General features: G+C 44.6%; 19 protein-coding genes. 18 read left to right on the top strand and 1 reads right to left on the bottom strand.

The genetic code is table 11. The annotated features are described in order from the left end of the window. Positions 1-231: 231 nt before the first annotated feature. The 10 genes from uvrB to H8716_RS00545 all read left to right on the top strand — a co-directional run bounded on the left by uvrB (position 232) and on the right by H8716_RS00545 (position 13,401). Positions 232-2,223, top strand: coding sequence for an excinuclease ABC subunit UvrB (gene uvrB / locus H8716_RS00590; RefSeq protein ID WP_249306462.1), 1,992 nt, complete (start codon positions 232-234; stop codon positions 2,221-2,223). Next, the gene (gene uvrA, locus H8716_RS00585; RefSeq protein WP_249306460.1) at positions 2,220-5,066 is read left to right on the top strand and encodes an excinuclease ABC subunit UvrA; all 2,847 of its coding nucleotides are present in this window, start codon (positions 2,220-2,222) and stop codon (positions 5,064-5,066) included. Before uvrB ends, uvrA begins: the two co-directional genes overlap by 4 nt. A gap of 424 nt (positions 5,067-5,490) precedes the next feature. Beyond that, on the top strand, positions 5,491-6,489 hold the full coding sequence (gene mreB, locus H8716_RS00580) for a rod shape-determining protein (RefSeq protein WP_249306458.1): 999 nt from the start codon (positions 5,491-5,493) through the stop codon (positions 6,487-6,489). Positions 6,490-6,584: 95 nt separating this feature from the next. Further along, positions 6,585-8,795: an SF1B family DNA helicase RecD2 gene (recD2, locus tag H8716_RS00575; protein WP_249306456.1), complete on the top strand. Its 2,211-nt coding sequence runs from the start codon at positions 6,585-6,587 to the stop codon at positions 8,793-8,795. 6 nt (positions 8,796-8,801) lie between these two features. Next, positions 8,802-9,539 (top strand): ComF family protein, encoded by a 738-nt coding sequence (locus H8716_RS00570; RefSeq protein ID WP_330606440.1) that lies wholly within the window; start codon positions 8,802-8,804, stop codon positions 9,537-9,539. Positions 9,540-9,562: 23 nt separating this feature from the next. Beyond that, the gene (locus tag H8716_RS00565) at positions 9,563-9,967 is read left to right on the top strand and encodes a hypothetical protein (protein WP_249306451.1); all 405 of its coding nucleotides are present in this window, start codon (positions 9,563-9,565) and stop codon (positions 9,965-9,967) included. A gap of 14 nt (positions 9,968-9,981) precedes the next feature. Next, on the top strand, positions 9,982-10,914 hold the full coding sequence (locus tag H8716_RS00560) for a hypothetical protein (protein WP_249306450.1): 933 nt from the start codon (positions 9,982-9,984) through the stop codon (positions 10,912-10,914). Between the two features lie 2 nt (positions 10,915-10,916). After that, a complete protein-coding gene (gene cdaA / locus H8716_RS00555) occupies positions 10,917-11,810 on the top strand; it encodes a diadenylate cyclase CdaA (RefSeq protein WP_249306447.1) in 894 nt (297 codons plus the stop codon). Continuing rightward, entirely contained in the window at positions 11,800-13,131 is a 1,332-nt protein-coding gene (locus H8716_RS00550) for a CdaR family protein (RefSeq protein ID WP_249306446.1), read from the top strand. Before cdaA ends, H8716_RS00550 begins: the two co-directional genes overlap by 11 nt. Before the next feature lie 3 nt (positions 13,132-13,134). Beyond that, positions 13,135-13,401, top strand: a complete 267-nt coding sequence (locus tag H8716_RS00545; protein ID WP_249306444.1) for an HPr family phosphocarrier protein — start codon at positions 13,135-13,137, stop codon at positions 13,399-13,401. 54 nt (positions 13,402-13,455) lie between these two features. Here H8716_RS00545 and H8716_RS00540 read toward each other — a convergent pair whose 3' ends face one another. Beyond that, positions 13,456-14,808: a L,D-transpeptidase family protein gene (locus tag H8716_RS00540; RefSeq protein WP_249306442.1), complete on the bottom strand. Its 1,353-nt coding sequence runs from the start codon at positions 14,806-14,808 to the stop codon at positions 13,456-13,458. 184 nt (positions 14,809-14,992) lie between these two features. Between H8716_RS00540 and H8716_RS00535 the strand changes: the two genes are divergently transcribed. From H8716_RS00535 to H8716_RS00500, 8 genes are all read left to right on the top strand, one after another. After that, the gene (locus H8716_RS00535; RefSeq protein WP_249306440.1) at positions 14,993-16,072 is read left to right on the top strand and encodes a DUF6077 domain-containing protein; all 1,080 of its coding nucleotides are present in this window, start codon (positions 14,993-14,995) and stop codon (positions 16,070-16,072) included. Positions 16,073-16,094: 22 nt separating this feature from the next. Further along, positions 16,095-16,892 (top strand): hypothetical protein, encoded by a 798-nt coding sequence (locus H8716_RS00530; RefSeq protein WP_249306439.1) that lies wholly within the window; start codon positions 16,095-16,097, stop codon positions 16,890-16,892. A 97-nt stretch (positions 16,893-16,989) separates the two neighbouring features. Continuing rightward, positions 16,990-18,393, top strand: a complete 1,404-nt coding sequence (locus H8716_RS00525; protein WP_249306438.1) for a sugar transferase — start codon at positions 16,990-16,992, stop codon at positions 18,391-18,393. Positions 18,394-18,457: 64 nt separating this feature from the next. Next, positions 18,458-19,210: a glycosyltransferase family 2 protein gene (locus tag H8716_RS00520; RefSeq protein ID WP_249306436.1), complete on the top strand. Its 753-nt coding sequence runs from the start codon at positions 18,458-18,460 to the stop codon at positions 19,208-19,210. Positions 19,211-19,221: 11 nt separating this feature from the next. Beyond that, a complete protein-coding gene (locus tag H8716_RS00515; protein ID WP_249306435.1) occupies positions 19,222-20,382 on the top strand; it encodes a CDP-glycerol glycerophosphotransferase family protein in 1,161 nt (386 codons plus the stop codon). After that, entirely contained in the window at positions 20,379-21,551 is a 1,173-nt protein-coding gene (locus H8716_RS00510; RefSeq protein ID WP_249306432.1) for a CDP-glycerol glycerophosphotransferase family protein, read from the top strand. Before H8716_RS00515 ends, H8716_RS00510 begins: the two co-directional genes overlap by 4 nt. Positions 21,552-21,553: 2 nt before the next feature. Continuing rightward, positions 21,554-22,279, top strand: coding sequence for an IspD/TarI family cytidylyltransferase (locus H8716_RS00505; RefSeq protein WP_249306430.1), 726 nt, complete (start codon positions 21,554-21,556; stop codon positions 22,277-22,279). Then, positions 22,273-23,298, top strand: a complete 1,026-nt coding sequence (locus H8716_RS00500) for a ribitol-5-phosphate dehydrogenase (RefSeq protein WP_249306428.1) — start codon at positions 22,273-22,275, stop codon at positions 23,296-23,298. The genes H8716_RS00505 and H8716_RS00500 overlap by 7 nt, the downstream gene beginning before the upstream one ends. Positions 23,299-23,315: the final 17 nt, after the last annotated feature.

The following is a 23,315-nucleotide window of genomic DNA, read 5'->3' as shown; positions in this document are numbered from 1 at the left end:
GTTTGAAAACAATATTGAAGAACGAGGGGAAGAGATGGATTATATAGCTCATAAGCAGGAAACAAGAGTTCAGACGGTGAAGGAACATTTATTTGGAACGGCGCATTTAGCGGGAACTAAAAAAGTATAGAACAGACATTCGATTTGTTCTGTACTTTTTTTATAAGGAATGATATACTTGACAGGTAGCAAAACTAAAAATGATAACAATATATTATAAGGAAGTGTGCTATGGATCATTTTGAATTAGTTTCTGAGTACCAGCCGACCGGTGATCAGCCTCAGGCGATTGCGGAACTGGTGAAGGGATTTAAAGAGGGCAATCAGTGTGAGACGCTTCTGGGTGTGACAGGTTCCGGCAAGACATTTACTATGGCGAATGTTATCCAGCAGATGAACAAGCCGACGTTGATCATTGCCCATAACAAGACACTAGCGGCTCAGTTATACGGGGAGTTTAAAGAATTTTTTCCGCACAATGCGGTAGAATATTTTGTCTCCTATTATGATTATTATCAGCCAGAGGCTTATGTTCCGTCCTCGGATACCTATATTGCCAAGGATTCTTCTATTAATGAGGAGATTGATAAGCTGCGTCTGTCAGCGACAACGGCACTGGCGGAGCGTAAGGATGTGATCATTGTGGCTTCCGTATCCTGTATTTATGGACTGGGAAGCCCGGTGGACTACAAGAACATGGTAGTGTCCCTGCGCCCAGGCATGGAAAAGGACAGGGACGATGTGATCCGTCAGCTGATTGATATGCAGTATGATCGGAACGAGATTGACTTCAAGCGTGGTACCTTCCGGGTACATGGGGATGTGCTGGAGGTGATTCCGGCAAATGCATCGGAGACAGCCATCCGTATTGAGTTTTTCGGAGACGAAGTAGACCGGATTACAGAGTTTGACGTGCTTACCGGTGAGATACGCAACCGGCTGGAACATATAGCTATCTTTCCCGCATCCCATTATGTAGTTCCGATGGATAAGATGCTGGAAGCCACGAAACATATCGAGGAAGAATTGGCAGAGCAGCTGGAGTATTTTAAGAGCAACGATAAGCTTCTGGAAGCTCAGCGTATTGCAGAACGGACAAATTTTGATATTGAGATGATGCGGGAAACAGGTTTTTGTTCCGGCATTGAGAACTATTCCAGACATCTGGCAGGACTGGAACCGGGAGTGCCGCCACATACACTGATAGATTATTTCCCGGATGATTTTTTGATTATGATCGATGAGTCTCATAAGACGATACCTCAGATCGGGGCTATGTATTCTGGTGACCGCTCCCGAAAGACCACACTGGTGGATTATGGATTCCGCCTGCCATCTGCACTGGATAACAGACCGTTGAACTTTCAGGAGTTTGAGAGCAAGATTGATCAGATATTATTTGTATCGGCCACACCGGGCAATTATGAAGAAGAGCATGAGATGCTCCGTGCGGAACAGATCATTCGTCCGACAGGTCTGTTGGATCCGAAAGTGGATATCAGACCGGTAGAAGGGCAGATTGACGATCTCGTGGGTGAGATTAATAAAGAGATTGCAGCCAAAAATAAAGTGCTGATTACCACTCTGACCAAGCGAATGGCGGAAGATCTGACATCATATCTGAGGGAGATCGGTATCCGGGTGCGCTACCTGCATTCGGATGTGGATACTCTGGAGCGGACCGAGATTATCCGGGACATGCGTCTGGATGTTTTTGACGTGTTGGTAGGAATTAACCTGCTGCGAGAGGGACTGGATATTCCGGAGATTACCCTGGTGGCGATTCTGGATGCAGATAAAGAGGGATTCCTGAGATCTGCCACATCACTGATCCAGACCATTGGCCGTGCGGCGAGAAATGCGGATGGTCACGTCATTATGTATGCTGATGTAATGACGGATTCCATGAAGATTGCCATTGAGGAGACCAATCGAAGAAGGGCTGTGCAGGAAGCTTATAATGAAGAACATGGCATTACACCTCAGACGGTGCGCAAGGCTGTCCGCGATCTGATCAGTATCTCCAAGGCAGTAGCCAAAGAAGAGCAGGATCATGAGGTAGATCCGGAATCTATGAGCAGGAAGGATCTGGAGAAACTGATTGGTAAGGTAGAAAAACAGATGAAGAAAGCAGCCGCAGAGCTGAACTTCGAAGCAGCGATGGAACTGCGGGATAAGATGATTGATTTGAAGAAGCATCTGCAGGAACTGGAGGAAGAATGAGCGATAACAAAGAAAAGATAGACAGAAAACAATATATTCGGATTCGTGGGGCGAATGAGAATAATCTGAAGAATATCAGTCTGGATATTCCAAGAAACAAGTTGGTAGTGCTGACTGGACTTTCAGGTTCCGGTAAGTCTTCGCTGGCATTTGATACCATCTATGCAGAGGGGCAGCGGCGCTATATGGAGTCCCTGTCTTCTTATGCCAGAATGTTTCTGGGACAGATGGAAAAACCGGATGTGGAGAGCATCGAAGGACTGCCGCCTGCTATTTCTATAGATCAGAAGTCCACCAACCGCAATCCAAGATCTACCGTGGGAACGGTAACCGAGATCTATGATTATTTCCGTCTGCTGTATGCCAGAATCGGAACACCGCACTGCCCGTCCTGCGGCAGAGAGATCAAGAAGCAGACCGTAGACCAGATGGTAGACCAGATCATGCTGCTTCCGGAGCGTACGAAGATCCAGCTTCTGGCACCGGTGGTACGGGGGAGAAAAGGTGAGCACGTCAAGCTGTTGGAGCAGGCAAGAAAGAACGGCTATGTGCGTGCAGTGATTGACGGTCTGACCTATGAACTGTCAGAAGACATTAAGCTTGAGAAGAATAAGAAGCATACCATTGAGATTGTGGTAGACCGACTGATTGTTAAGCCAGGCATCGAAAAGCGTCTGACAGATTCGCTGGAGACAGTTATGTCACTAACTGGCGGACTGGTTGTGGTAGATGCAGCAGATCAGGGAACATTAAGCTTTAGTCAGAGCTTTTCCTGTCCGGACTGTGGCATCAGTGTAGACGAGATTGAGCCACGAAGCTTTTCCTTTAACAATCCGTTTGGTGCCTGCCCGGACTGCTATGGACTGGGATACCGAATGGAGTTTGACGAAGATTTGATGATACCGGATAAGTCGCTGAGTATTAAGGAAGGTGCCATTGCTATCATGGGATGGCAGTCCTGCAAGGATAAGGGCAGTTTTACCAGAGCCATTCTGGATGCACTGGCAGAGGAATATCATTTCAGTCTGGATACCCCATATCAGGATTATCCACAGGAGATACGGGATATTCTGATCCATGGAACGAATGGACATGAGGTGGATGTCCATTATGTGGGACAGAGGGGAGAAGGCGTCTATCATGTGGCTTTTGAGGGGTTGATTAAGAACGTAGAGCGCAGATACCGAGAGACCGGATCGGAAAGCAGCAAGGCAGAATATGAGACCTTTATGAACATTACGCCATGTAAGACCTGTAAAGGACAGCGCCTGAAGGCATCTTCGCTGGCAGTGACGATTAATGATAAGAATATTTACGAAGTGACTACACTTTCTATTGATAAGTTACAGCAGTTCATGGAGCATCTGACATTGACGAAGCAGCAGGAACTGATCGGAAGACTTTTACTAAAAGAGATCCGTTCCAGAGTGAAGTTCCTGATGGATGTGGGACTGAATTATCTGACACTGGCCCGTAACACAGGCAGTCTGTCAGGTGGAGAAGCGCAGCGAATCCGTCTGGCTACCCAGATCGGATCCGGGCTGGTGGGTGTAGCCTATATTTTGGATGAGCCAAGTATCGGACTTCATCAGAGAGATAACGATAAACTGCTGGCTACTCTGAAGAGTCTGCGGGATCTTGGCAATACCTTGATTGTGGTAGAGCATGATGAAGATACCATGAGAGAAGCGGATTATATCGTAGATATCGGACCGGGAGCAGGAGAGCACGGCGGAGAAGTGGTGGCTGCCGGAACAGCGGAAGAACTGATGGCATGTGAGAAATCTATAACAGGAGCCTATTTAAGTGGCAGACTGCAGATACCGGTACCAAAGGTGCGTAAAATACCAACCGGTTTTATCAGGATTGTAGGAGCCAGACAGAATAATCTGAAGAATATCGATGTAGAGATTCCGCTGGGAGTGTTGACCTGTGTAACCGGAGTATCCGGTTCCGGTAAAAGTTCTTTGATTAATGAGATTCTGTATAAGAGTCTGGCGAAAACACTGAACCGCGCACGGACCATACCGGGAGCTCATGACAGGATCGAGGGAACCGAGCAGCTGGATAAGATCATCAACATTGACCAGTCACCGATCGGACGTACCCCGCGTTCTAATCCGGCTACCTATACCGGTGTATTTGATGCCATCCGTGACCTGTTTGCAGCAACTGCAGATGCCAAAGCCAGAGGTTACAGTAAGGGCAGATTCAGTTTTAACGTGAAGGGTGGAAGATGCGAAGCCTGCTCCGGAGACGGTATCATCAAGATCGAGATGAACTTCCTTCCGGATGTGTATGTGCCATGCGAGGTTTGTGAAGGACGACGTTATAACAGAGAGACACTGGAAGTCAAATACAAGGGAAAAAGTATCTACGATGTATTGAATATGACGGTAGAAGAGGCTGTGAAATTCTTTGAACATGTACCGTCTATCCGCAGAAAGATCGAGACACTGAATGATGTGGGACTGTCCTATATCAAGCTGGGACAGCCGTCGACGCAGTTATCTGGGGGGGAGGCACAGCGTGTGAAACTGGCCACCGAACTGAGCCGCAGAAGCACAGGAAAGACCATCTATATTCTGGATGAGCCAACCACAGGTCTTCATTTCGCAGATGTACACAAGCTGATTGAGATTCTTCAGCGGCTGGCAGAGGGCGGCAATACCGTAGTTGTTATTGAGCACAACCTGGATGTAATCAAGACTGCAGATTATATCATAGATATCGGACCGGAAGGCGGAGATGGCGGAGGAACTGTCATTGCCAGAGGTACACCGGAAGAAGTGGCCGAGAGCCCAGTATCTTATACAGGAAAATATATTAAAAAGTATCTGTGATACCAATGGGGAAAAGATCGGAATCCACATGAGACTGCTCATGGGTGGATCCTAATTTGTTGCTCGTCACCCGCAGAAGTGGGAGGCATTTCACATCTGATATAACATGAAATGAGCTGTGCGTCTTGCACAGCTCATTTCAGGAAAGAGAAAAAACTAAATTATTTTGAGGGAGTGCTCCGCAACGTGTGGTGCTGCGAAGCTTGAGTTATGAAATATATTAGCTCTTCGCTAATATGGCTATAGTATATCGGTAAAATGTGTTCAAAATGTGTCCAAAAAGAAAAGAAAATATGAACTTCGATAAGTTTTGGGAAAATCAGAAAAAGGACTTTAAAATTTCAGGGTGGTGTTTTATACTTTAACAAGGGGTAAGAAAAGGGGATCTGTAAAGGTACTGGACAGATACAGAAAGGGGAAGTATATGAACGTATCAGATATTGGAATCGATCTGGGAACAGCCAGCATATTGATTTATGTAAGAGGAAAAGGCGTGGTTTTAAAGGAACCTTCTGTTGTTGCCTATGATCGTGATGCAGATAAGATTCGGGCAATTGGTGATGAAGCGCGTATTATGCTTTCGAGAACAACAGGGAATATTGTAGCTATTCGTCCGTTAAAGAATGGAATCATAGCAGATTATGCTGTGACAGAACAGATGTTAAAGTATTTTATTCAGAAGGCAACGGGAAGACTGTCTTTTCGTAAGCCGCGTATCAGCATCTGTGTACCAAGTAATGTCACAGAAGTAGAGAAGAAAGCTGTGGAAGATGCCACATATCAGGCAGGAGCCAGAGAGGTACTGACAGTGCCGGAGCCGATTGCGGCGGCGATTGGAGCTGGTATTGATATTTCCAGACCATGTGGCAAGATGATTGTGGACATCGGGGCAGGTACCTGTGAGACCGCGATTCTGTCACTGGATGGTATTGTGGTAGACCATACTATTAATGTTGCAGGAGATAATTTTGACGAATCTATTATGAAGTATGCCAGAGTAGAACATAATCTGATTATCGGAGAGCGGGCGGCAGAAGATATCAAGATCCATGTGGGAACGGCAATTGAACGTCCGGAACAAAAGATTATGGAAGTAAAAGGACGGGATCTGGGAACCGGGCTTCCAAAGACTGTTCGCATTACCTCTGAGGATGTACGTGAAGCATTAAAAGAAACAACCGGACAGATCGTGGAAGCTGTACACAGTGTACTGGAGAAGACGCCGCCGGAGCTGGCAGCAGACATTGTAGAACGTGGCATTGTACTGACAGGAGGAGGAGCACTTCTTGACGGAATGGAAGAACTGATTGAGGAAAAGACTGGCATCAATACCGTGACAGCAGAAGAACCGGTTGCTGCGGTAGCCATCGGAACAGGAACCTATGCCGAACTGACTGCACACAATAACCGGCTGGAAGGTTAAAACAGCTGCTGTTTATGGAGTGAACAGTAACTGAAAACGTGTCCTGTGGGATGAAAAACATTTTATAAGGGACACAGATCAGAAGGGAAACAGAGATGGAAAAAATTTCGGGATACATAGATCATATCATTTTCCGAAATGAAGAGAATGGATATACAGTCATGGTAATGATCTGCGACGGGGAAGAGGTGACCTGTGTGGGCAGCCTGCAGTATATCAATGAGGGAGAGCTGATTGAAGCGGAAGGAACCTATACGCAGCACAGCACGTATGGCACCCAGTTTAAGATCAGCTCTTTTGAATTAAAGGCACCGGAAGATGAGATGGCGATGGAAAGATATCTGGGCTCCGGTGCTATAAAAGGAATTGGAAGTGCTCTGGCTGCCAGAATCGTACGCAGATTTAAGGGTGATACTTTCCGTATTATGGAAGAAGAACCAGAGCGGCTGGCGGAGATTAAGGGCATCAGTGAGAAGAAGGCAAGGGAGATTGCCCGGCAGATGGAAGAAAAGCGTGATGTGCGTAAAGCCATGATTTTTCTTCAGAAGTACGGAATCTCTTCCGCTTTGAGCGTAAAGATCTATAATCAGTATGGAGAGCGCCTGTATCGTATCATAGAAGAGAATCCGTATCAGATGACAGATGAGATCCAGGGAGTGGGATTCAAGATCGCAGATGAGATCGCAGAAAAGGCAGGAATCCACACAGATTCGGACTTCCGTATCCGCAGCGGGCTGTTTTATGCGTTAAAGCAGTCCATGTCAGAAGGGCATATCTATCTGCCGCGTCTGGAACTTTTTCAGAGAGGCGCAGAGCTGCTTGGAGTGTCAGCAGAAGCCATGGAGCGGAATCTGATGGATCTTGCCATGGACCGGAAGATAGTTCTGAAAGAGGACAGGGTGTACTGTTCACAGAATTATTATCTGGAACTGAATACAGCCAAGATGCTCCATGATCTGAATGTGACAGCAGATATCGCAGATGATACGGTGATGAAGAAGCTGGCAGATATCGAGACGGAGACGCAGACGACGCTGGAGAATCTTCAAAAAGAGGCAGTTGTGCAGGCTGTGAACCATGGTCTGCTGGTGATTACCGGTGGTCCTGGTACCGGTAAGACAACGACAATCAATACACTCATTCATTATTTTGCATCGGAGGGGCTGGAGATTCTATTGGCAGCACCTACAGGGCGGGCCGCCAAGCGGATGACAGAAGCAACCGGATATGAGGCACAGACCATACATCGTCTGCTTGAGATCTCCGGGGTACCGGAGGAGGAATCTGCCGGTTATCATTTTGAACGGAATATGGAGAATCCACTGGAAGCTGATGTGATCATCATTGATGAGATGTCTATGGTGGATTTGTTTCTTATGCATGCGCTGCTTTCAGCAGTGTCAGTAGGAACCAGACTGATTATGGTAGGGGATGTAAATCAGCTTCCGTCTGTGGGACCGGGAAGTGTGCTTAGGGATATCATTCATTCAGAGTGTTTTCCGGTGGTACGGCTGAATAAGATTTTCCGGCAGGCGAGTGAAAGTGACATTGTGGTAAATGCTCATAAGATCAACGAAGGACAGCATGTGGTGCTGGATAACAAGAGCAGGGATTTCTTTTTCCTGAAGAGGGATGATGCCAATGTGATTATCAGTGTAATGCTTACCCTTGTGATGAAGAAGATGCCCAAATACGTAGATGCCGGTATGCTGGATATTCAGGTGCTGACGCCGATGAGAAAAGGACTTCTGGGAGTGGAACGCCTGAATATGATTCTGCAGGAGTACCTGAATCCTCGTTCACCGGAGAAAAAGGAAAAGGAATATGGGGCAGGTCTGTTCCGTGAAGGCGACAAGGTCATGCAGATCAAGAATAATTACCAGATTGAATGGGAGATCCGTGGGGCATATGGTATCCCTGTGGAAAAAGGCGTTGGCGTTTTTAACGGAGATATGGGAATTGTTTCAGAGATTAACGAATATGCAGAACAGATGACAGTAGTATTTGATGATAATAAATATATTGAGTATTCTTTTAAAGAACTGGAGCAGCTGGAGTTGGCCTATGCCATAACCATACACAAGTCCCAGGGAAGTGAGTATCCGGCGGTGGTAATTCCGCTGCTGTCAGGACCGCGCATGCTGATGAGCCGGAATTTGTTGTATACAGCCATCACCAGGGCAAGAAAATGCGTGACACTTGTGGGCTCAGATCAGGTATTTCAGCAGATGATTGACAATGAGATGGAACAGAAACGATATTCCACGCTGAAGGAACAGATTCAGCAGTGGCAGGAAGAGGAGTGATTCAGAATCAGAAAAATAGAATGGCAGGACAGAGAAAAGAAGCTGGCAAAGGGAGCAGCAAAGCTGCTGTATCCGACCAGATGTCCCATTTGTGGAGAAATTGCGCAGGGAATCTGCATGGACTGCGGTGTGCAGTTGAAAGTAGTAAGGCAGCCTTACTGTTATCAGTGCGGTAAACCGGTGGACTCACCGGAACAGGAGTACTGTCCGGATTGTCTGAAAGGACATCACAGCTATACACAGGGATGCGCCATGCTGTTGTACGAAGGAAAAGTAAAAGAAGCCATTCATAAGATAAAGTATAATAATAAGCGGGAATATCTGGAAACTTTTGCAGAACTTCTTGCCAGATATGGAGAAAATAAGATTGCACTGTGGCAACCGGAAGTGCTGATTCCCATCCCCATGTATCCCAAAAAACAGAAGGTACGCGGATACAATCAGGCAGAGATTCTGGCAAAGTTATTGGGGGAATACTGGAAGCTTCCGGTAGATACAGATATCCTGCGAAAAAGAAAAGATACAGGCGCTCAGAAGGAACTGGACCGCACCGAGAGAAGAAGAAATCTACAGGAAGCTTTCGTGGCGGAGAGTGACAGGCAGTATGAGAGAGTACTGCTGGTCGATGATGTGTATACAACGGGAAGCACAGTAGATGCAGCGGCATCTGCACTGAGAGCATGTGGAATTTATGAGATTTTTTTCACAGCAATTTGTATTGGACATGGGGATATGGTATACTGAAAAAAGAAAAAGAGGGTATACATATGAATGAGAAGAGAATTTATCTGATGACCAGACTGGCTATTTTTGAAGAACATCATAAGGAACAGTTAAACGGCGTACGGACGTTTTTCAGGAGTGATTATATAGGAAGGCATATGATCAGGAACGGACTGAGAGTGACGGCAGCTTTTCTGTGTATACTGGCTGGCTGGGGGATGTATCATGCAGAGACACTGTTGCTGGACATATCAAAAATAGATATCTGGGCATTCGGAAAACAGATATTGTTTTTATATGCTGTCTGGCTGTGTGCATTTCTTGTGCTGACATACAGCATACAAAGCGTACGTTATGTAAGAGCATTGAAGGATCTGGATGAATACCGGGAGATGCTGACGAAGCTGGAGAATGAGTACGCAAAAGAAGACAGAAGAAAACAGAACTAGAAAAGGGGAACAACATGTGGCTGTTACTGAAGGTAAGAGATCGTATAAGCAGGTTTTATGGAGAACATGATACCGTAATACGAATATTGTCAAAGTTTTGCATGGCATTATGTGCCTTTGCCATGATTAATGCATCACTGGGACAGATATCTTTTTTGTGTAAGCCGGTAGTAGTAGGTGCACTGGCGCTGGTATGTGCATTTTTACCATCGAACAGTACGGTTATGATAGGTGCAGGAATGATTCTGGTGCATTTTTACGGAATCTCATTAGAAGCAGCAATTGCAGGCGGAGGAATGTTGATTGTGGGAATGCTTCTGTATTTCAGCATAGCGCCACACTCAGCAGTACCATTGATTCTTACAGCAATTACCATGCGGATGGGGATACCGTCTGCGGCTGCAGTACTGTTTGGACTGGTAGGAGGACCGTTGTCAGCTGTTGGTGTGATTTTTGGAGTATTTACCTGGTATCTGGTAGAGACTACCAACCGGATGGGGGGAACACTGGAGTCTCAGGCAGTGGATGCAGCAGAAGCAATGGTGCAGAAGATGACTGAATTGATGAATTCTGTCATCAGTAACCGGGAGATGGCAGTGATGGCAGCAGCACTGACAATATTATTGTGGATCGTCTGGCTGATGCACAGAATGGCAGTCAAATATGCATGGATGGTGGCAGCGGGAACGGGGCTGTTGATATATGTGGGAATTCGCTGCATCAGCGGAGTGGTTTTGCAGATACCAGTTCCGGCATTGACAGTGATTCTGGATGTGGCACTTGCAGCGGTGACTGCAATGACTGCTCAGGCGTTTCTGTTCAGTCTGGATTATCGTCGTACTGAGAATGTACGGTTTGAAGATGATGATTATTTTTATTATGTAAAAGCAGTTCCGAAGCGCAAGGTCTATCGCAGGAAGCGGAGCAGAAGATCAGAAAGGAGATAGGGATGCAGACAATTAAGATGTGGTTTATACAATATATACCAGGTCTGTATATGTTCAGAATACCGATAGGAATTATAGATATTATCGAAATTATTCTGTTATCTTTTCTGGTGTATACAATCTTAATCTGGATCAAAAATACCAGAGCATGGACGCTGTTGAAAGGTATTATTTTTCTTGGATTTTTTGTGGCGCTGGTATATCTGTTCCATATGGATACACTGATTTTCATTATTAATAAGGGGCTCAATATTGCGATTATAACGGCCATTATTATTTTCCAGCCAGAGCTCAGGAAAGCTTTGGAGATTCTTGGAGAAAAGATGTTTCTGGTTAACATTTTTGGCGGCGGCAATGAAAAAGATGTGGAACAGCGCTGCAGTGATAAAACAGTCAATGAGGTGATTCGTGCAACGCTGGAGATGGCAAAAGCCAGGACAGGTGCATTAATTGTGCTGGAACAGAATGAGACACTGGAAGAATATGAACGAACCGGAATTGATCTGGATGCCATTGTGACCAGCCAGCTTTTGATAAATATTTTTGAACATAATACACCGCTTCATGATGGTGCGGTTATTATTAAGGGAGACAAGATACGGTCAGCAACCTGTTATCTGCCTCTGTCTGAGAATCTGTCCCTGAGCAAAGCCCTTGGAACCAGGCACAGAGCCGGGGTGGGAATCAGTGAAGTGACGGATTCTGTGACCATTATTGTGTCAGAAGAGACAGGAAGAGTGTCCATTGCCCAGCGTGGCAGACTGCGTCATAACGTGAAGAAAGAGGAATTGAGAGCCTGTCTTGTAGCATTACAGAATAAAGTTCCGGCTGCAAAGAAAGGAATTCCGGGCGTAGGAATTTTAAGAAAGAAGGGAAAAGAGACAGATGAAGCATAAGTGGGCAAATAATCTGGGTCTGAAAGTTTTGTCTCTTCTGGTTTCCTGTCTGATCTGGCTGGTAGTGACGAATACGAATGATCCGGAAAGTACGCAGGTTTACAAGAATGTTCCGATCACCATTAAGAATCAGGATACTGTGACGAATGCGAATAAGACATTTACGGTAGTTGATGGTGTAGATAAAATTAATGTGTATGTGACTGCAAGAAAAACGGTACGTGCAGCTTTGAATTCCGGAAGTTTTACGGTAAAAGCTGATATGGAGAATTATAATGAAGCACTGGGAACGGTACCACTGGAGATTTCCTGTGAGGATCCCCGGATTCACCAGGAGGATATCCGTATTATTCCATCTTCGCTGAAGATTAATATGGAAGACAAGGTGGAACAGAATTTCGGAGTGGCTGTTGTGACCACAGGAAAAACAGATAAAGGTTATGAACTTGGAAAAACCACGATTGTGAGTGGAGATACTATCCGGATTGCAGGACCACAGTCATTGATCAATATCATCGGAAAAGTGACGATATCTGTGGATATTACCAATATGAATACGGATTCCACGAATTTTTATCCGATCCGTATTGAGGATAAAAACGGTGCTACGCTGACGGATAGTCAGATGAGCAATCTGGAACTGAAGAACAGTGACGGAGTGAGCTTGCAGAACAATTCAGCAGAAGTACGTACAGAGATCTGGAAGGTATACAATGATATTCCATTGAAAGTAAATGTATCAGGTGAAGTGATGGCGGGATTTAAGGTATCATCTATAACGCTTTCTCCTCAGACGATTAATCTGGTCGCATCGAAGGAAGGAATCAATGAGCTGGGTGGGGCACTGACACTGAATGATAATATTTCAGTGGATGGCTTATCAAAGTCACAGAATTATACAGTAGATGTGAATGATACATTGAGTCAGTATGACAATGTGCGCCTGGAATCAGATATCTCTTCTGCAATTACGGTGTATGTGGGAATTGACGAGGTGGGAAGCAAGACTTTTCAGATGCCGATTTCAGATATTATCATGCATAATACTCCAGATGATAAAAAACTGATTTTTTCACCTGCAGATGCAATTTCGGTCAGCGTAAAAACGACTGACTCAAATGAAAATGGTGAAATTAATATGACGCTGGAAGAAATCACGGCAGAGATAGATCTGAAGAACTGCGAGATAAACGGAAGTTATACATTACCGGTGGAGATTACACTTCCGGAAGGATATGAGCTGGTAAATGAAGTGACAATTGTAGTTAATATCGAAGAACAGGACAATACGACAGAAGTAGAAGCAAATACGGAGGACTAGCATATGGTGAGCAGAACATTTACTATTAAGAATCTGGCGGGGCTGCATCTGAAGCCATCCGCGGCGTTGTGCACGGAGGCAATTAAGTACAAGTCATCCATAACACTGACATTTGGAAATACGACAACGAATGCCAAGAGTGTATTAAATATCCTGAGTGCCTGTGTGAAGTGTGAAGATGATATTACACTGACCTGTGACGGAGAAGATGAGGAAGAAGCTTTGGAGAATCTGGGAAAGCTCATTGAGAGCGGACTGGGAGAACAGTGAAAAGGCAGAAAAAGTGGGGATGAAACGAATTGTGTTTCATCCCCATTCTTTTGCTTATTTTCGGATGTTTACATCATATCCGGCAGGATTCTTGAAATCATCGGTTGGATCAGCTCCAACGGTATTCTTAGGCATTTTTACCATCTTAGGTTTACCAAGCGGTGTTGCTTCATGGTCACTGATGATGACAGTAGAACCAACAGGAACATTGTAATAGATCCATTTTGCATCTGCAATACAGAGACGGATGCATCCACCTGATGCCGGCTGCCCCAGCTTATTAAAGTCACTGGATGAAACCTTGTAAGGGTTACGGTTCAGCGGTGAGCCATGCATTGGTACAGAATGGAACAGATACTCAGAAAGAAAATGACTACAGTACTGTCCAAGGGAAGGACCGTCCAGATACCACCAGGCATGATGATCCTGAACGACAAAGGAACCGGTTGGCGTTTCGTTTCCTTTTCTTCCTACGGAGCAGGTCATTGCCTTGATTGGAATATTGTTGTCATAGACAGTAACGACACATGCTTTACGATTTACCTTCACAACGATATTGTTGGAAGAAGGTGCGTAGGAAACATATCCTTTTGTACCAAAATTATAGGTTTTGCCGTTGATTCGCTTGGTTCCGTAGGTCCTTGCACCGTCTTTGGCAGGATCCAGATAGTACTTTTTGGATCCGAGAACCAGCCATCCGGTCTGGCGGTGTCCCTGGTAATCGTAGTAGTAATGGTTACCGTCGCTATATTTCATATAGCGCCACTGGTTCGTGTAGGCACGTCCTGTATTGCGGCTGAAGTAATAATAATGTCCCTTGTATTTTACCGTACCCAGCTGCATTTCGCCGGTTTTGGAAGAAAACAGGTAAATATGATTATTGATTTTTTTCAATCCGCTCTGACGGACGCCTTTTGGACCAAACAGATAGCTTTTCTTGCCGATCGTTTTAATGCCGTTCCGATATGCCTTACCTGTGGAAGAAAAATAATAATATTTCTTTCCAACTCGCTGCCAGGCTTTTTTCACCATGGCGCCATTCTTGGTGTTAAAGTAGTAAAGGCTGTTCTTGTAGTTACACAGTCCGGTTCGCAGAGCACCGGTAGAAGACGGATAATAATTCTTACCTTTGTATTTGCCCCAGGAAGTAAGGATAGAACCATCCTTCTGGCAGACATATAATTTTCCTTTGTAGGAATAAACACCGTCGGTGACTAGATTTCCTTTAGCATTAAACAGGTATTTCTTGCGGTTGATGGTCTTCAGACCAGTAACTTTTTTCCCGTTTACAGTGTAATATTTTGATCCATCGCTGGTCGTCTGCCATTTTGCCGATACCAGAGCGGACATTGAGAAAATCAGGCAGAGAAACAGGAAAACAGATAAGATCTTGTGCTTGTTTTTCATTTGCATAGACTCCTCCTTTTGAAAATAGATATTTAGTTTTCTTTAAGTATAACATCTGGCGGAAACTTCCACAAGATGGAAAGGGAAAAACAGTTGTTTAACTTGATAAAAAAGAGCGCTTACGATAGAATAGAAAAAAGAAATTCTGTAAAAATGAAAACGAAAGAAGTCCTGAGGATAAAATATGTGGAAAATGATAATTGGAATTATACTTTGGTTTGGCGTGGTACCCAGCCTTGCCGGAACACTGGTGCTTTCATTCTGGAAGAGACATGATGACAGGCTGGCAGAATGCATCATAACCGGATATTTGCTGATGTTTGCCATCTGTCAGATCATAGCCATTCCTATGATATTTCTGGAAATACATTTTTCAACTTTCTGCAGGATTTTGGCAGCAATATATATGATAACTTCAATACTGGGATTCCTGAAGGGCGGAAAATGGTTTGTCGGAATGATATGGGAGTTATTTCGGAATCTGACGCATCATGCCTGGACTGTATATGCAGCGGTGGCAGCCGTACTGGTGCAGGCATATTATTATGTACAGTATATGGTAACGAATCTGGATGATGCTTATTATGTGGCCGTGGCAACTACGGCAATTGAGACGGACACGATGTATCGTTTTTCGCCGTATACGGGAAGAGCAGTAACCGGATTTAATCTGAGGTACTGCCTGTCACCATTTTCAATGCTGCAGGCATTTTTCAGTCAGTGTCTGGGTGTGCACCCATCCACACTGGATCATACAATTATGGCGCCGGTGATGGTGATCGTGGCATATTTTGTATATATATCTATGGGCAGACTGCTTTTTTCAGAAAAAAGTATGGCAGGAGAGAAAAAAGAAAGCCGGGAGAAAATGATCGGGCTGTTTCTGGTGTTCCTTTCCATGGTACATGTCACTTCCTATTATTGTATGAGAAATCAGGGATCTGTACTGCTGGTACGTATCTGGCAGGGAAAGGCAACGCTGGCGGCGGTTCTGATTCCGTTCCTGTTTTATCATTGCTACCGTATGGCACAGAAGCCATGGGAAAAGGGAAACACGGTAATACTGGTGATGGCGGCGTTTGCATGCTGCCTGGTTTCCTCCATGGGAATTGTTTTGCCGATGGTTATGATGGGAATCTTTGCCCTGCTTTTTGGTGTGTTTCAGAAAAACGGAAGATATGTGGCAAAGATGGCGGCAGGGTGCGTACCGGGAATCCTGTATGGTATTCTGTATGTAGCACTGAAGGCATTAAAATTATGGTAGAGGAAAAGACAAAGGAAAAGCAATGACAGATCTGATGATGAATCAATTAAACATGTCAGTAAGCTGGCTGAGAGATTTTAATGACGAAGGACTTCATTTTATACTGATGTTCCTTGCACTTATCTACATTCTTATAAGTAAGAAGGAAAAATATCACCGGAGACTGTTTATCGGTTACAGCCTGATTTTTACACTCGTTTATTTTTGTCCGGTGACTTCCTGGGTAATTACAAGAGCAGTGGGAGAGCTGGTCTACTGGAGAATGCTCTGGATGATGCCACTGCCGATTATCATTGCTTATGCTGCGGTTAAGATCTGGTGCCGGATGAAGAAAAAGTGGCAGAGAGCAGTATCCATTGCCGGATTTTTTACGGTTCTGGTAATGCTGGGACAATTTATCTATCTGGATGGGTGTCCGTATGAGAAGCGGACGAACTGGGAAAAAATACCAGAATCTCCGGTAGCAATCTGTAATATTATCAATGCGAACAGGGGAAGCGAGGATGAATGGGTACTTCTGGCAGCACCGGAAGATATGGTACCTTATATTCGTGTTTATGATGCAGGCATTCATCAGGTATATGGTAGAAAAGGGGATTACTGGATGCCTGGAAAAGGCGGTAATTATATCGTAAAAGCGCTGAAGAATGAGGTGTTGGATTACGAAACGCTGATTGCAAAATGCCGCAGAATAAACTGCAATTATATTGTGCTTCCGGACGGGGCGAGCCGTGTGGAGAACATGCAGACATATCACTTTGAGGTGATCGGCAGAGTGGGAAGTTATATTATTTTTAAGGATATGGACTGGGTGGAATAAAGCGGAGGTTGTATTTTGTCAGAAAATGTTGTAGAATGTTTTGAAAAACGGTAACTGTTCAGAACAGATACGAAAACTTTTACAGAAGGTAGGAAGCATGAAAAAGAGAGAACAGTATAAGCGCCTGATAATGTTTCTGGCTTCGACATTGCTCGTAGCACTGGAGACGGCGATTTTTGCTTATATATGGTACAATCACTACGCAGATGAGGCAATTATCGGAAAGACATTCTGGAGAAAAGGAAACTTTGTGGTAATTGGCCAGTATGCATTGATGATTTTTCTGTTTTATCGGATTTATGGTGGATTCAAGGTAGGATATCTGAGAGTTTTTGAGGTGCTGTATTCTCAGATCCTGTCGGTGATCTGTGTAAATATGATCACATATCTGCAGCTGAGTCTGATTGGACGATGGAAGTTTTCCACACATATTTTACCATTGGTGTATATGACAGGAATTGACCTGGTGATTATGATTCTGTGGGTAATTCTGATGCGGATGATATATGTGAAGATCTATCCGCCAAGGGATATGCTGCTAATCTATGGGGAGCATAACCCAAAAGACCTGATTCATAAGATCTCCACCAGGGAAGACAAGTATAATATCCGGGAAATGATACATCTCTCCTGTGGAGAAAAGAAGATTAAGGCTAAGATTGATGAATATCCGGCGATTATTCTGGGGGATATCCCGTCGCATGAAAGAAACCTGTTCCTGAAGTATTGTTTCGAAAAAAATATCCGGTGTTATAGTATTCCGAAGATCTCAGATATTCTTCTGAGAAATGCAGATGATATTCATCTGTTTGATACAACGCTGATGCTTTCCAGAAACAGAGGACTTACGGCAGAACAGGCATTTGTCAAGCGTGCCATGGACATCGTATTTTCTTTGCTGGGACTGGTGATTGCATCACCGTTTATGCTGGTAATTGCGATTCTGATTAAGATGTATGATGGCGGCCCGGTGTTTTATAAGCAGGAGAGACTGACACAGGATGGAAAAATTTTCAAGATACTGAAGTTTCGAAGCATGAAAGTGCAGTCGGAAAAGAAAGGAGCACGTCTTGCCATGAAGGACGACGACCGGATTACTCCGGTGGGAAGAGTGCTGCGTCAGATACACTTTGATGAACTTCCACAGATTTTTAATATTCTAAAGGGAGATATGTCTCTGGTGGGACCGAGACCGGAACGGCCGGAGATTGCCAGACAGTATCTGGAAGAGATCCCGGAATTCAATTACCGTCTCAAAGTAAAAGCAGGACTGACCGGTTATGCACAGGTATATGGCAAATACAATACCACGCCATATGATAAGTTAAAGCTGGATCTGACTTATATTGAAACGTACAGTTTTGTACTGGATATCAAGCTGCTGATGCTGACTTTTAAGATTCTGTTTCAGAAGGAGAATACAGAAGGAGTGGAAAGCTGGCAGGTAACTGCAGCAACGACGGAAGAGAATAAGGAAAAAGAAGAAAAGACAGAGGACTGACCGGAACGTGAATAACAGGAAAGGCAGTGATCAGAAAAGTCACAGGGTGACGGAGGGATTTTTTATGACAGACCCAATGGTATCGGTTATTATGCCGGCATACGGATGTGCCGGGACGATAACCAGGGCAATTGATTCAGTATTAAAACAGAAGGTGGAACTGGAACTGATCGTGATCAATGACTGCTCACCGGATGAACTGGATCAGGTCATGGAATCCTATACGGACAACCCTGTGATTCTTTATGTAAAAAACGAAAAGAATCTTGGAGCCGCAGAGAGCAGAAATAAAGGAATTGCCATGGCAAGAGGAAAATATGTGGCATTTCTGGATGCAGATGACTGGTGGGCAGAAGAAAAACTGGTGAAACAGATACACAGAATGGAAGAAGAGAATGCAGTACTTTCCTGTACTGCAAGAGAACTGATGACACCGGAAGGGAATCTGACAGGAAGAGTCATTCCGGTCAGCGAGACCATTACCTATCGACAGCTTCTGCATCATAACAGTATTAACTGTTCATCGGTTGTGGTGAAAAGTGAAGTGATAAAGCAATACCGGATGGAACATGAGGACAGTCACGAAGATTACATCCTGTGGCTGCAGATCCTTGGAAAATACCAAAGGGCTTGCGGAGTGAATGAACCTCTGCTAAAATATAGGTTAAGTTCCAGCGGGAAGTCTGGTAATAAGCTGAAATCAGCAAAGATGACGTACAGAGTGTACCGTTACAGTGGATTTGGATTATTAAGATCCACATGGTATTTTTGCAGTTATGCAGTCCATGGGGTCTGGAAGTATTTGAGAGCTCGTTAGGAGGGCAGTTCATGAAGACTTATGGAAAGGCATTATTTTCAGAACTGATGAGAATTGTGCTGTTCCCGTTTCATTTAAAAAAGATAAAGAAGAACCGTATTGTATTCACAGGTCTGACAGGAGGAACTTCCTGGGAGTATTCAGGAAATCCCATGTATCTCTGCGAGTATCTGATGAAGAATGATCCGGGGAAATATGAGATCATCTGGGCAGTCAGTGATCCGGAGAAGTACCGTTTCCTTGAAAAAAAGGGGATACGTTTTGTTAAGCATTTTACCTGGGATTCTTTTGGATGGCTGCTGACCGCAAAAGTAATTGTATCTAATGGATCTTATGCACCGTGGTTCCCATTCCGTAAAGAGCAGTATTTTATCAATACCTGGCATGGAGGCGGCGCATATAAGAAGATAGAGAACAGTAAGCCTGGAGCAAACTGGGCTACCCGTCACCGTGCAAAGTTTTGTGCAGACAATATAGATTTATTCATATCCACATGTAAAGTTGCCACGAAGGAACTGATTCGTGGTTCTTTCTGTTATGATGGAGAAGTGATGGAAGTCGGCATGCCAAGGAATGATTTTCTGGTAAAGGGTGAACTGACGGCGGCAGTGGAGGCAGTGCGTAAGTTTTACGATCTGGATGAAGAAACGAAGATTGTATTATATGCACCGACTTACCGTTACAGCAGTACGGATGTGGTACTGGATGCAGACTGGCTGATTCGCATGTTGGAACAGAGGGGAGAAAAGTGGGTATTTTTATACCGGGCGCACCGCTATCAGGAAGAAGGCATGAAGCTTCATGTAACAGGACAGAAGATAAAAAATGCTTCTGCATATCCGGATATGCAGGAACTTCTGGCAGCAGCAGACATGATGATTACGGATTATTCTTCGAATATCTGGGATTATTCCTTCCTGTACAGGCCTTGTTTCCTGTATACACCGGATCTGGATGAATATCTGGAAAAGACCGGTTTTTATGTGGATATTCATCAGTGGCCATTCAGAATGGCAAAATCACAGGAAGAACTGTGGCATCTGATAGAGAATTATGATCCTGAGAATAACCGTAGGAGAATTGAAGAACATCACCGAATGATGGGATGTATGGAGACGGGAGAAGCCTGTGAATACATTAGGGAAAAGATTGCCGGGGTGTGTGAAGAATGAGTAGTTTGATTCGAGAAGCCTATCGGTATATGACATTAAAAGTACTGTTTCCGTGGCAGTATAAGAGAAACAGCAAGAAGCCATTAAAAGAAAAGAAAGCTATTTTTCTGGAATCGCAGCTTCCTACATTGTCAGACAGTCTGCAGGTATTGTATGACAGGCTGGAGGCAGAAGGAGGATGGGAACTTCATATTCACTGTCTTCGAGAGTCCTTTGTGGATAAAGGGACTTTTATCCGTCTGGCAATGAAGTGTCTGGAAGATATGGCAGATGCGGAATATGTGTTCCTGTGTGATGCCAGCAGAGTAGTGAGCTGTATTCATCCGAGATGGGAGACTGTGATTACTCAGCTATGGCATGGATGCGGTGCCTTTAAGAAGTTTGGAATGAGTACGGCAGAACTGATTTTCGGAGGAAGCAGACGGGACTATGAGAAGTATCCCTATTATAAGAATCTGGACTATGTGACGGTATCCAGTCCGGAAGTGGCATGGGCATATGAAGAGGCTATGAGCCTGAAGCCGGGGTCCGGACAGATACAGCCGATTGGAATCAGCAGAACAGATGTATTTTTTCAGGAGGAATTCCTGAAAAAGGCCAGACAAAAGCTCCTGGATATGATCCCTGAAGCAGAAGGAAAAAGAGTCCTTCTGTATGCACCCACATTCCGTGGCAATGTCAGTGAGGCAGTGGCACCGGATGCACTGGATCTGGAGGAGATGGCAGAAGAACTGGGAGATCAGTATTTGCTTCTCATTAAGCACCATCCGGTTATCCGCAAGAGACCTGAGATCCCAGATGGAGCAAGGAAGTTTGCGATGGATGTGACGGAGTCTATGGAGATTGAGGAACTGTTATGTACCTGTGATCTGTGCATTTCCGATTATTCTTCGCTGATCTTTGAATATTCACTTTTTGAGCGTCCATTGGTATTTTTTGCATATGATCTGGAAGAATATGGGGACTGGCGGGGATTTTATTATGATTATGAAGAACTGACACCGGGGCCTGTGGTGCGTACAACAGGAGAAGTGATACAGTATATCAGAGAGACAGAAAAAGAATTTGACCCAGAGAGGATCCGGGCATTTCGCAATAAATTTATGAGTGCCTGTGATGGGCACGCAACAGACCGGCTGATTGAGCTGGTAACAGAACGGAGGCATTAGAGATGGAAAAGACAAATGTATATGGTGTAGTTCTGGCAGGCGGCATTGGCAGCCGTATGGGAAATGTGGAAAAGCCAAAGCAGTTCATGGAAGTCGGAAAAAAACCAATTATTATTCATACAATTGAGAAGTTTGTGGTACAGCCGCAGTTTGAACGGATCATTGTGCTTTCACCAAAGGCATGGCTGAATTATACCAAAGATGTAATCCGCAAATATATCAGTGAAAAAGATAAAATTGACGTAATTGAAGGTGGTGCCACCAGAAATGACACCATTATGAATGCGATCAGCCACATTGAAAAACAGTACGGTCTGGATGAAGAGACTGTGATAGTAACGCATGATTCTGTCCGGCCATTTGTGACACACCGGATTCTGGAAGAGAATATACGTTACGCAAAAGAGACCGGAGCCTGCGATACCGTGATTCCGGCAACGGACACTATTGTAGAAAGTACAGATCATGAGGTGATCAGCAACATTCCAGATCGTTCCTGCATGTATCAGGGACAGACGCCGCAAAGCTTTAAAGCGTGTAAGCTAAGAAGTGTCTTTGAGGCACTGACTCCAGAGGAAAAGAAGATTCTGACGGATGCCTGCAAGATCCTGGTGTTAAAGGGAGAAAAGGTTCATCTGGTACAGGGGGAGGTATCCAATATCAAGATTACTTATCCTCATGATCTGCGTGTGGCAGAAGCAATTCTGGGAGGGGAAAAATCATGCTGAATACCGTTTACCAGTTGAAAGCGCCACGGCAGTTTGAAGCTGTATTCAAGGATATTCCTCTGGATCAGGAACATGTGCTGGTACGTCCGACACATTTGTCCATCTGTCATGCAGATCAGAGATATTATCAGGGAAACCGTCCTGAGGCAGTACTGCGGTCCAAGCTTCCCATGGCATTAATTCACGAAGGCATTGGAAAAGTGGTATATGACCCGACAAGAAATTATCAGATCGGAGAAGAGGTTGTTATGATACCGAATCATCCGATGGAAAAAGATGAGATTATTGCAGAAAATTATCTTCGCAGTACGAAGTTTTGTGGCAGCAGTAAGGATGGATTTATGCAGGAATATGTAGCACTCCTGCCGGATCGTCTGGTAAGACTGCCGGAAGGCATTGACAAGATTGTAGCGGCGTTTACAGAGATTGTATCGGTAAGTTATCACGCGATCAGCAGATTTCAGAGATTTTCCCATGAGAGACGTCGTACTATCGGGGTGTGGGGAGATGGTAATCTTGGATATATTACGTCCCTTCTTCTGAAGAAAATGCTTCCTGAGACAAAAGTTTGCATTTTCGGAGTGAATGCCAATAAGCTCAGTGATTTTTCTTTTGCAGATGAGACGTACCTGATTTCTGAAATTCCACAAGACATGCAGATCGATCATGCATTTGAGTGTGTGGGAGGCAATGGTTCACCGGCAGCCATTAATCAGATCATTGATTATATTCAGCCTGAAGGAACCATCAGCATTCTCGGAGTGACTGAGGATCTGGCACCGATCAATACAAGAATGGTATTGGAAAAAGGACTCCATATTTTTGGAAGCAGCAGAAGCGGCAGGGCAGATTTTGAAGGTCTGATGGAACTATACAGACAGAACCCGGATGTACCGGAATACCTGGAAAATATCGTTGGAACTACGTTCGAAGTGCGTTCCATCAAAGATATGACGCAGGCTTTTGAGACAGACATTCATAAGCTGATCGGCAAGACCGTTATGATCTGGAATGGATAGACAGATCAGAGAGTAAG

This window comes from Jingyaoa shaoxingensis (genome assembly GCF_014385005.1).
Lineage (GTDB): Bacteria > Bacillota > Clostridia > Lachnospirales > Lachnospiraceae > Marvinbryantia > Marvinbryantia shaoxingensis.
The sequence above is the reverse complement of the archived record's forward strand: the minus strand, read 5'-3'. Positions and strand labels throughout refer to the sequence as shown.

Excerpts from the sequence above, each read along its gene's own strand:
- uvrB (WP_249306462.1), top strand. The coding sequence starts at position 232 with ATGGATCATTTTGAATTAGTTTCTGAGTACCAGCCGACCGGTGATCAG.
- uvrA (WP_249306460.1), top strand. The coding sequence starts at position 2,220 with ATGAGCGATAACAAAGAAAAGATAGACAGAAAACAATATATTCGGATT.
- mreB (WP_249306458.1), top strand. The coding sequence starts at position 5,491 with ATGAACGTATCAGATATTGGAATCGATCTGGGAACAGCCAGCATATTG.
- recD2 (WP_249306456.1), top strand. The coding sequence starts at position 6,585 with ATGGAAAAAATTTCGGGATACATAGATCATATCATTTTCCGAAATGAA.
- H8716_RS00565 (WP_249306451.1), top strand. The coding sequence starts at position 9,563 with ATGAATGAGAAGAGAATTTATCTGATGACCAGACTGGCTATTTTTGAA.
- H8716_RS00560 (WP_249306450.1), top strand. The coding sequence starts at position 9,982 with ATGTGGCTGTTACTGAAGGTAAGAGATCGTATAAGCAGGTTTTATGGA.
- cdaA (WP_249306447.1), top strand. The coding sequence starts at position 10,917 with ATGCAGACAATTAAGATGTGGTTTATACAATATATACCAGGTCTGTAT.
- H8716_RS00550 (WP_249306446.1), top strand. The coding sequence starts at position 11,800 with ATGAAGCATAAGTGGGCAAATAATCTGGGTCTGAAAGTTTTGTCTCTT.
- H8716_RS00545 (WP_249306444.1), top strand. The coding sequence starts at position 13,135 with ATGGTGAGCAGAACATTTACTATTAAGAATCTGGCGGGGCTGCATCTG.
- H8716_RS00540 (WP_249306442.1), bottom strand. The coding sequence starts at position 14,808 with ATGAAAAACAAGCACAAGATCTTATCTGTTTTCCTGTTTCTCTGCCTG.
- H8716_RS00535 (WP_249306440.1), top strand. The coding sequence starts at position 14,993 with ATGTGGAAAATGATAATTGGAATTATACTTTGGTTTGGCGTGGTACCC.
- H8716_RS00530 (WP_249306439.1), top strand. The coding sequence starts at position 16,095 with ATGACAGATCTGATGATGAATCAATTAAACATGTCAGTAAGCTGGCTG.
- H8716_RS00525 (WP_249306438.1), top strand. The coding sequence starts at position 16,990 with ATGAAAAAGAGAGAACAGTATAAGCGCCTGATAATGTTTCTGGCTTCG.
- H8716_RS00520 (WP_249306436.1), top strand. The coding sequence starts at position 18,458 with ATGACAGACCCAATGGTATCGGTTATTATGCCGGCATACGGATGTGCC.
- H8716_RS00515 (WP_249306435.1), top strand. The coding sequence starts at position 19,222 with ATGAAGACTTATGGAAAGGCATTATTTTCAGAACTGATGAGAATTGTG.
- H8716_RS00510 (WP_249306432.1), top strand. The coding sequence starts at position 20,379 with ATGAGTAGTTTGATTCGAGAAGCCTATCGGTATATGACATTAAAAGTA.
- H8716_RS00505 (WP_249306430.1), top strand. The coding sequence starts at position 21,554 with ATGGAAAAGACAAATGTATATGGTGTAGTTCTGGCAGGCGGCATTGGC.
- H8716_RS00500 (WP_249306428.1), top strand. The coding sequence starts at position 22,273 with ATGCTGAATACCGTTTACCAGTTGAAAGCGCCACGGCAGTTTGAAGCT.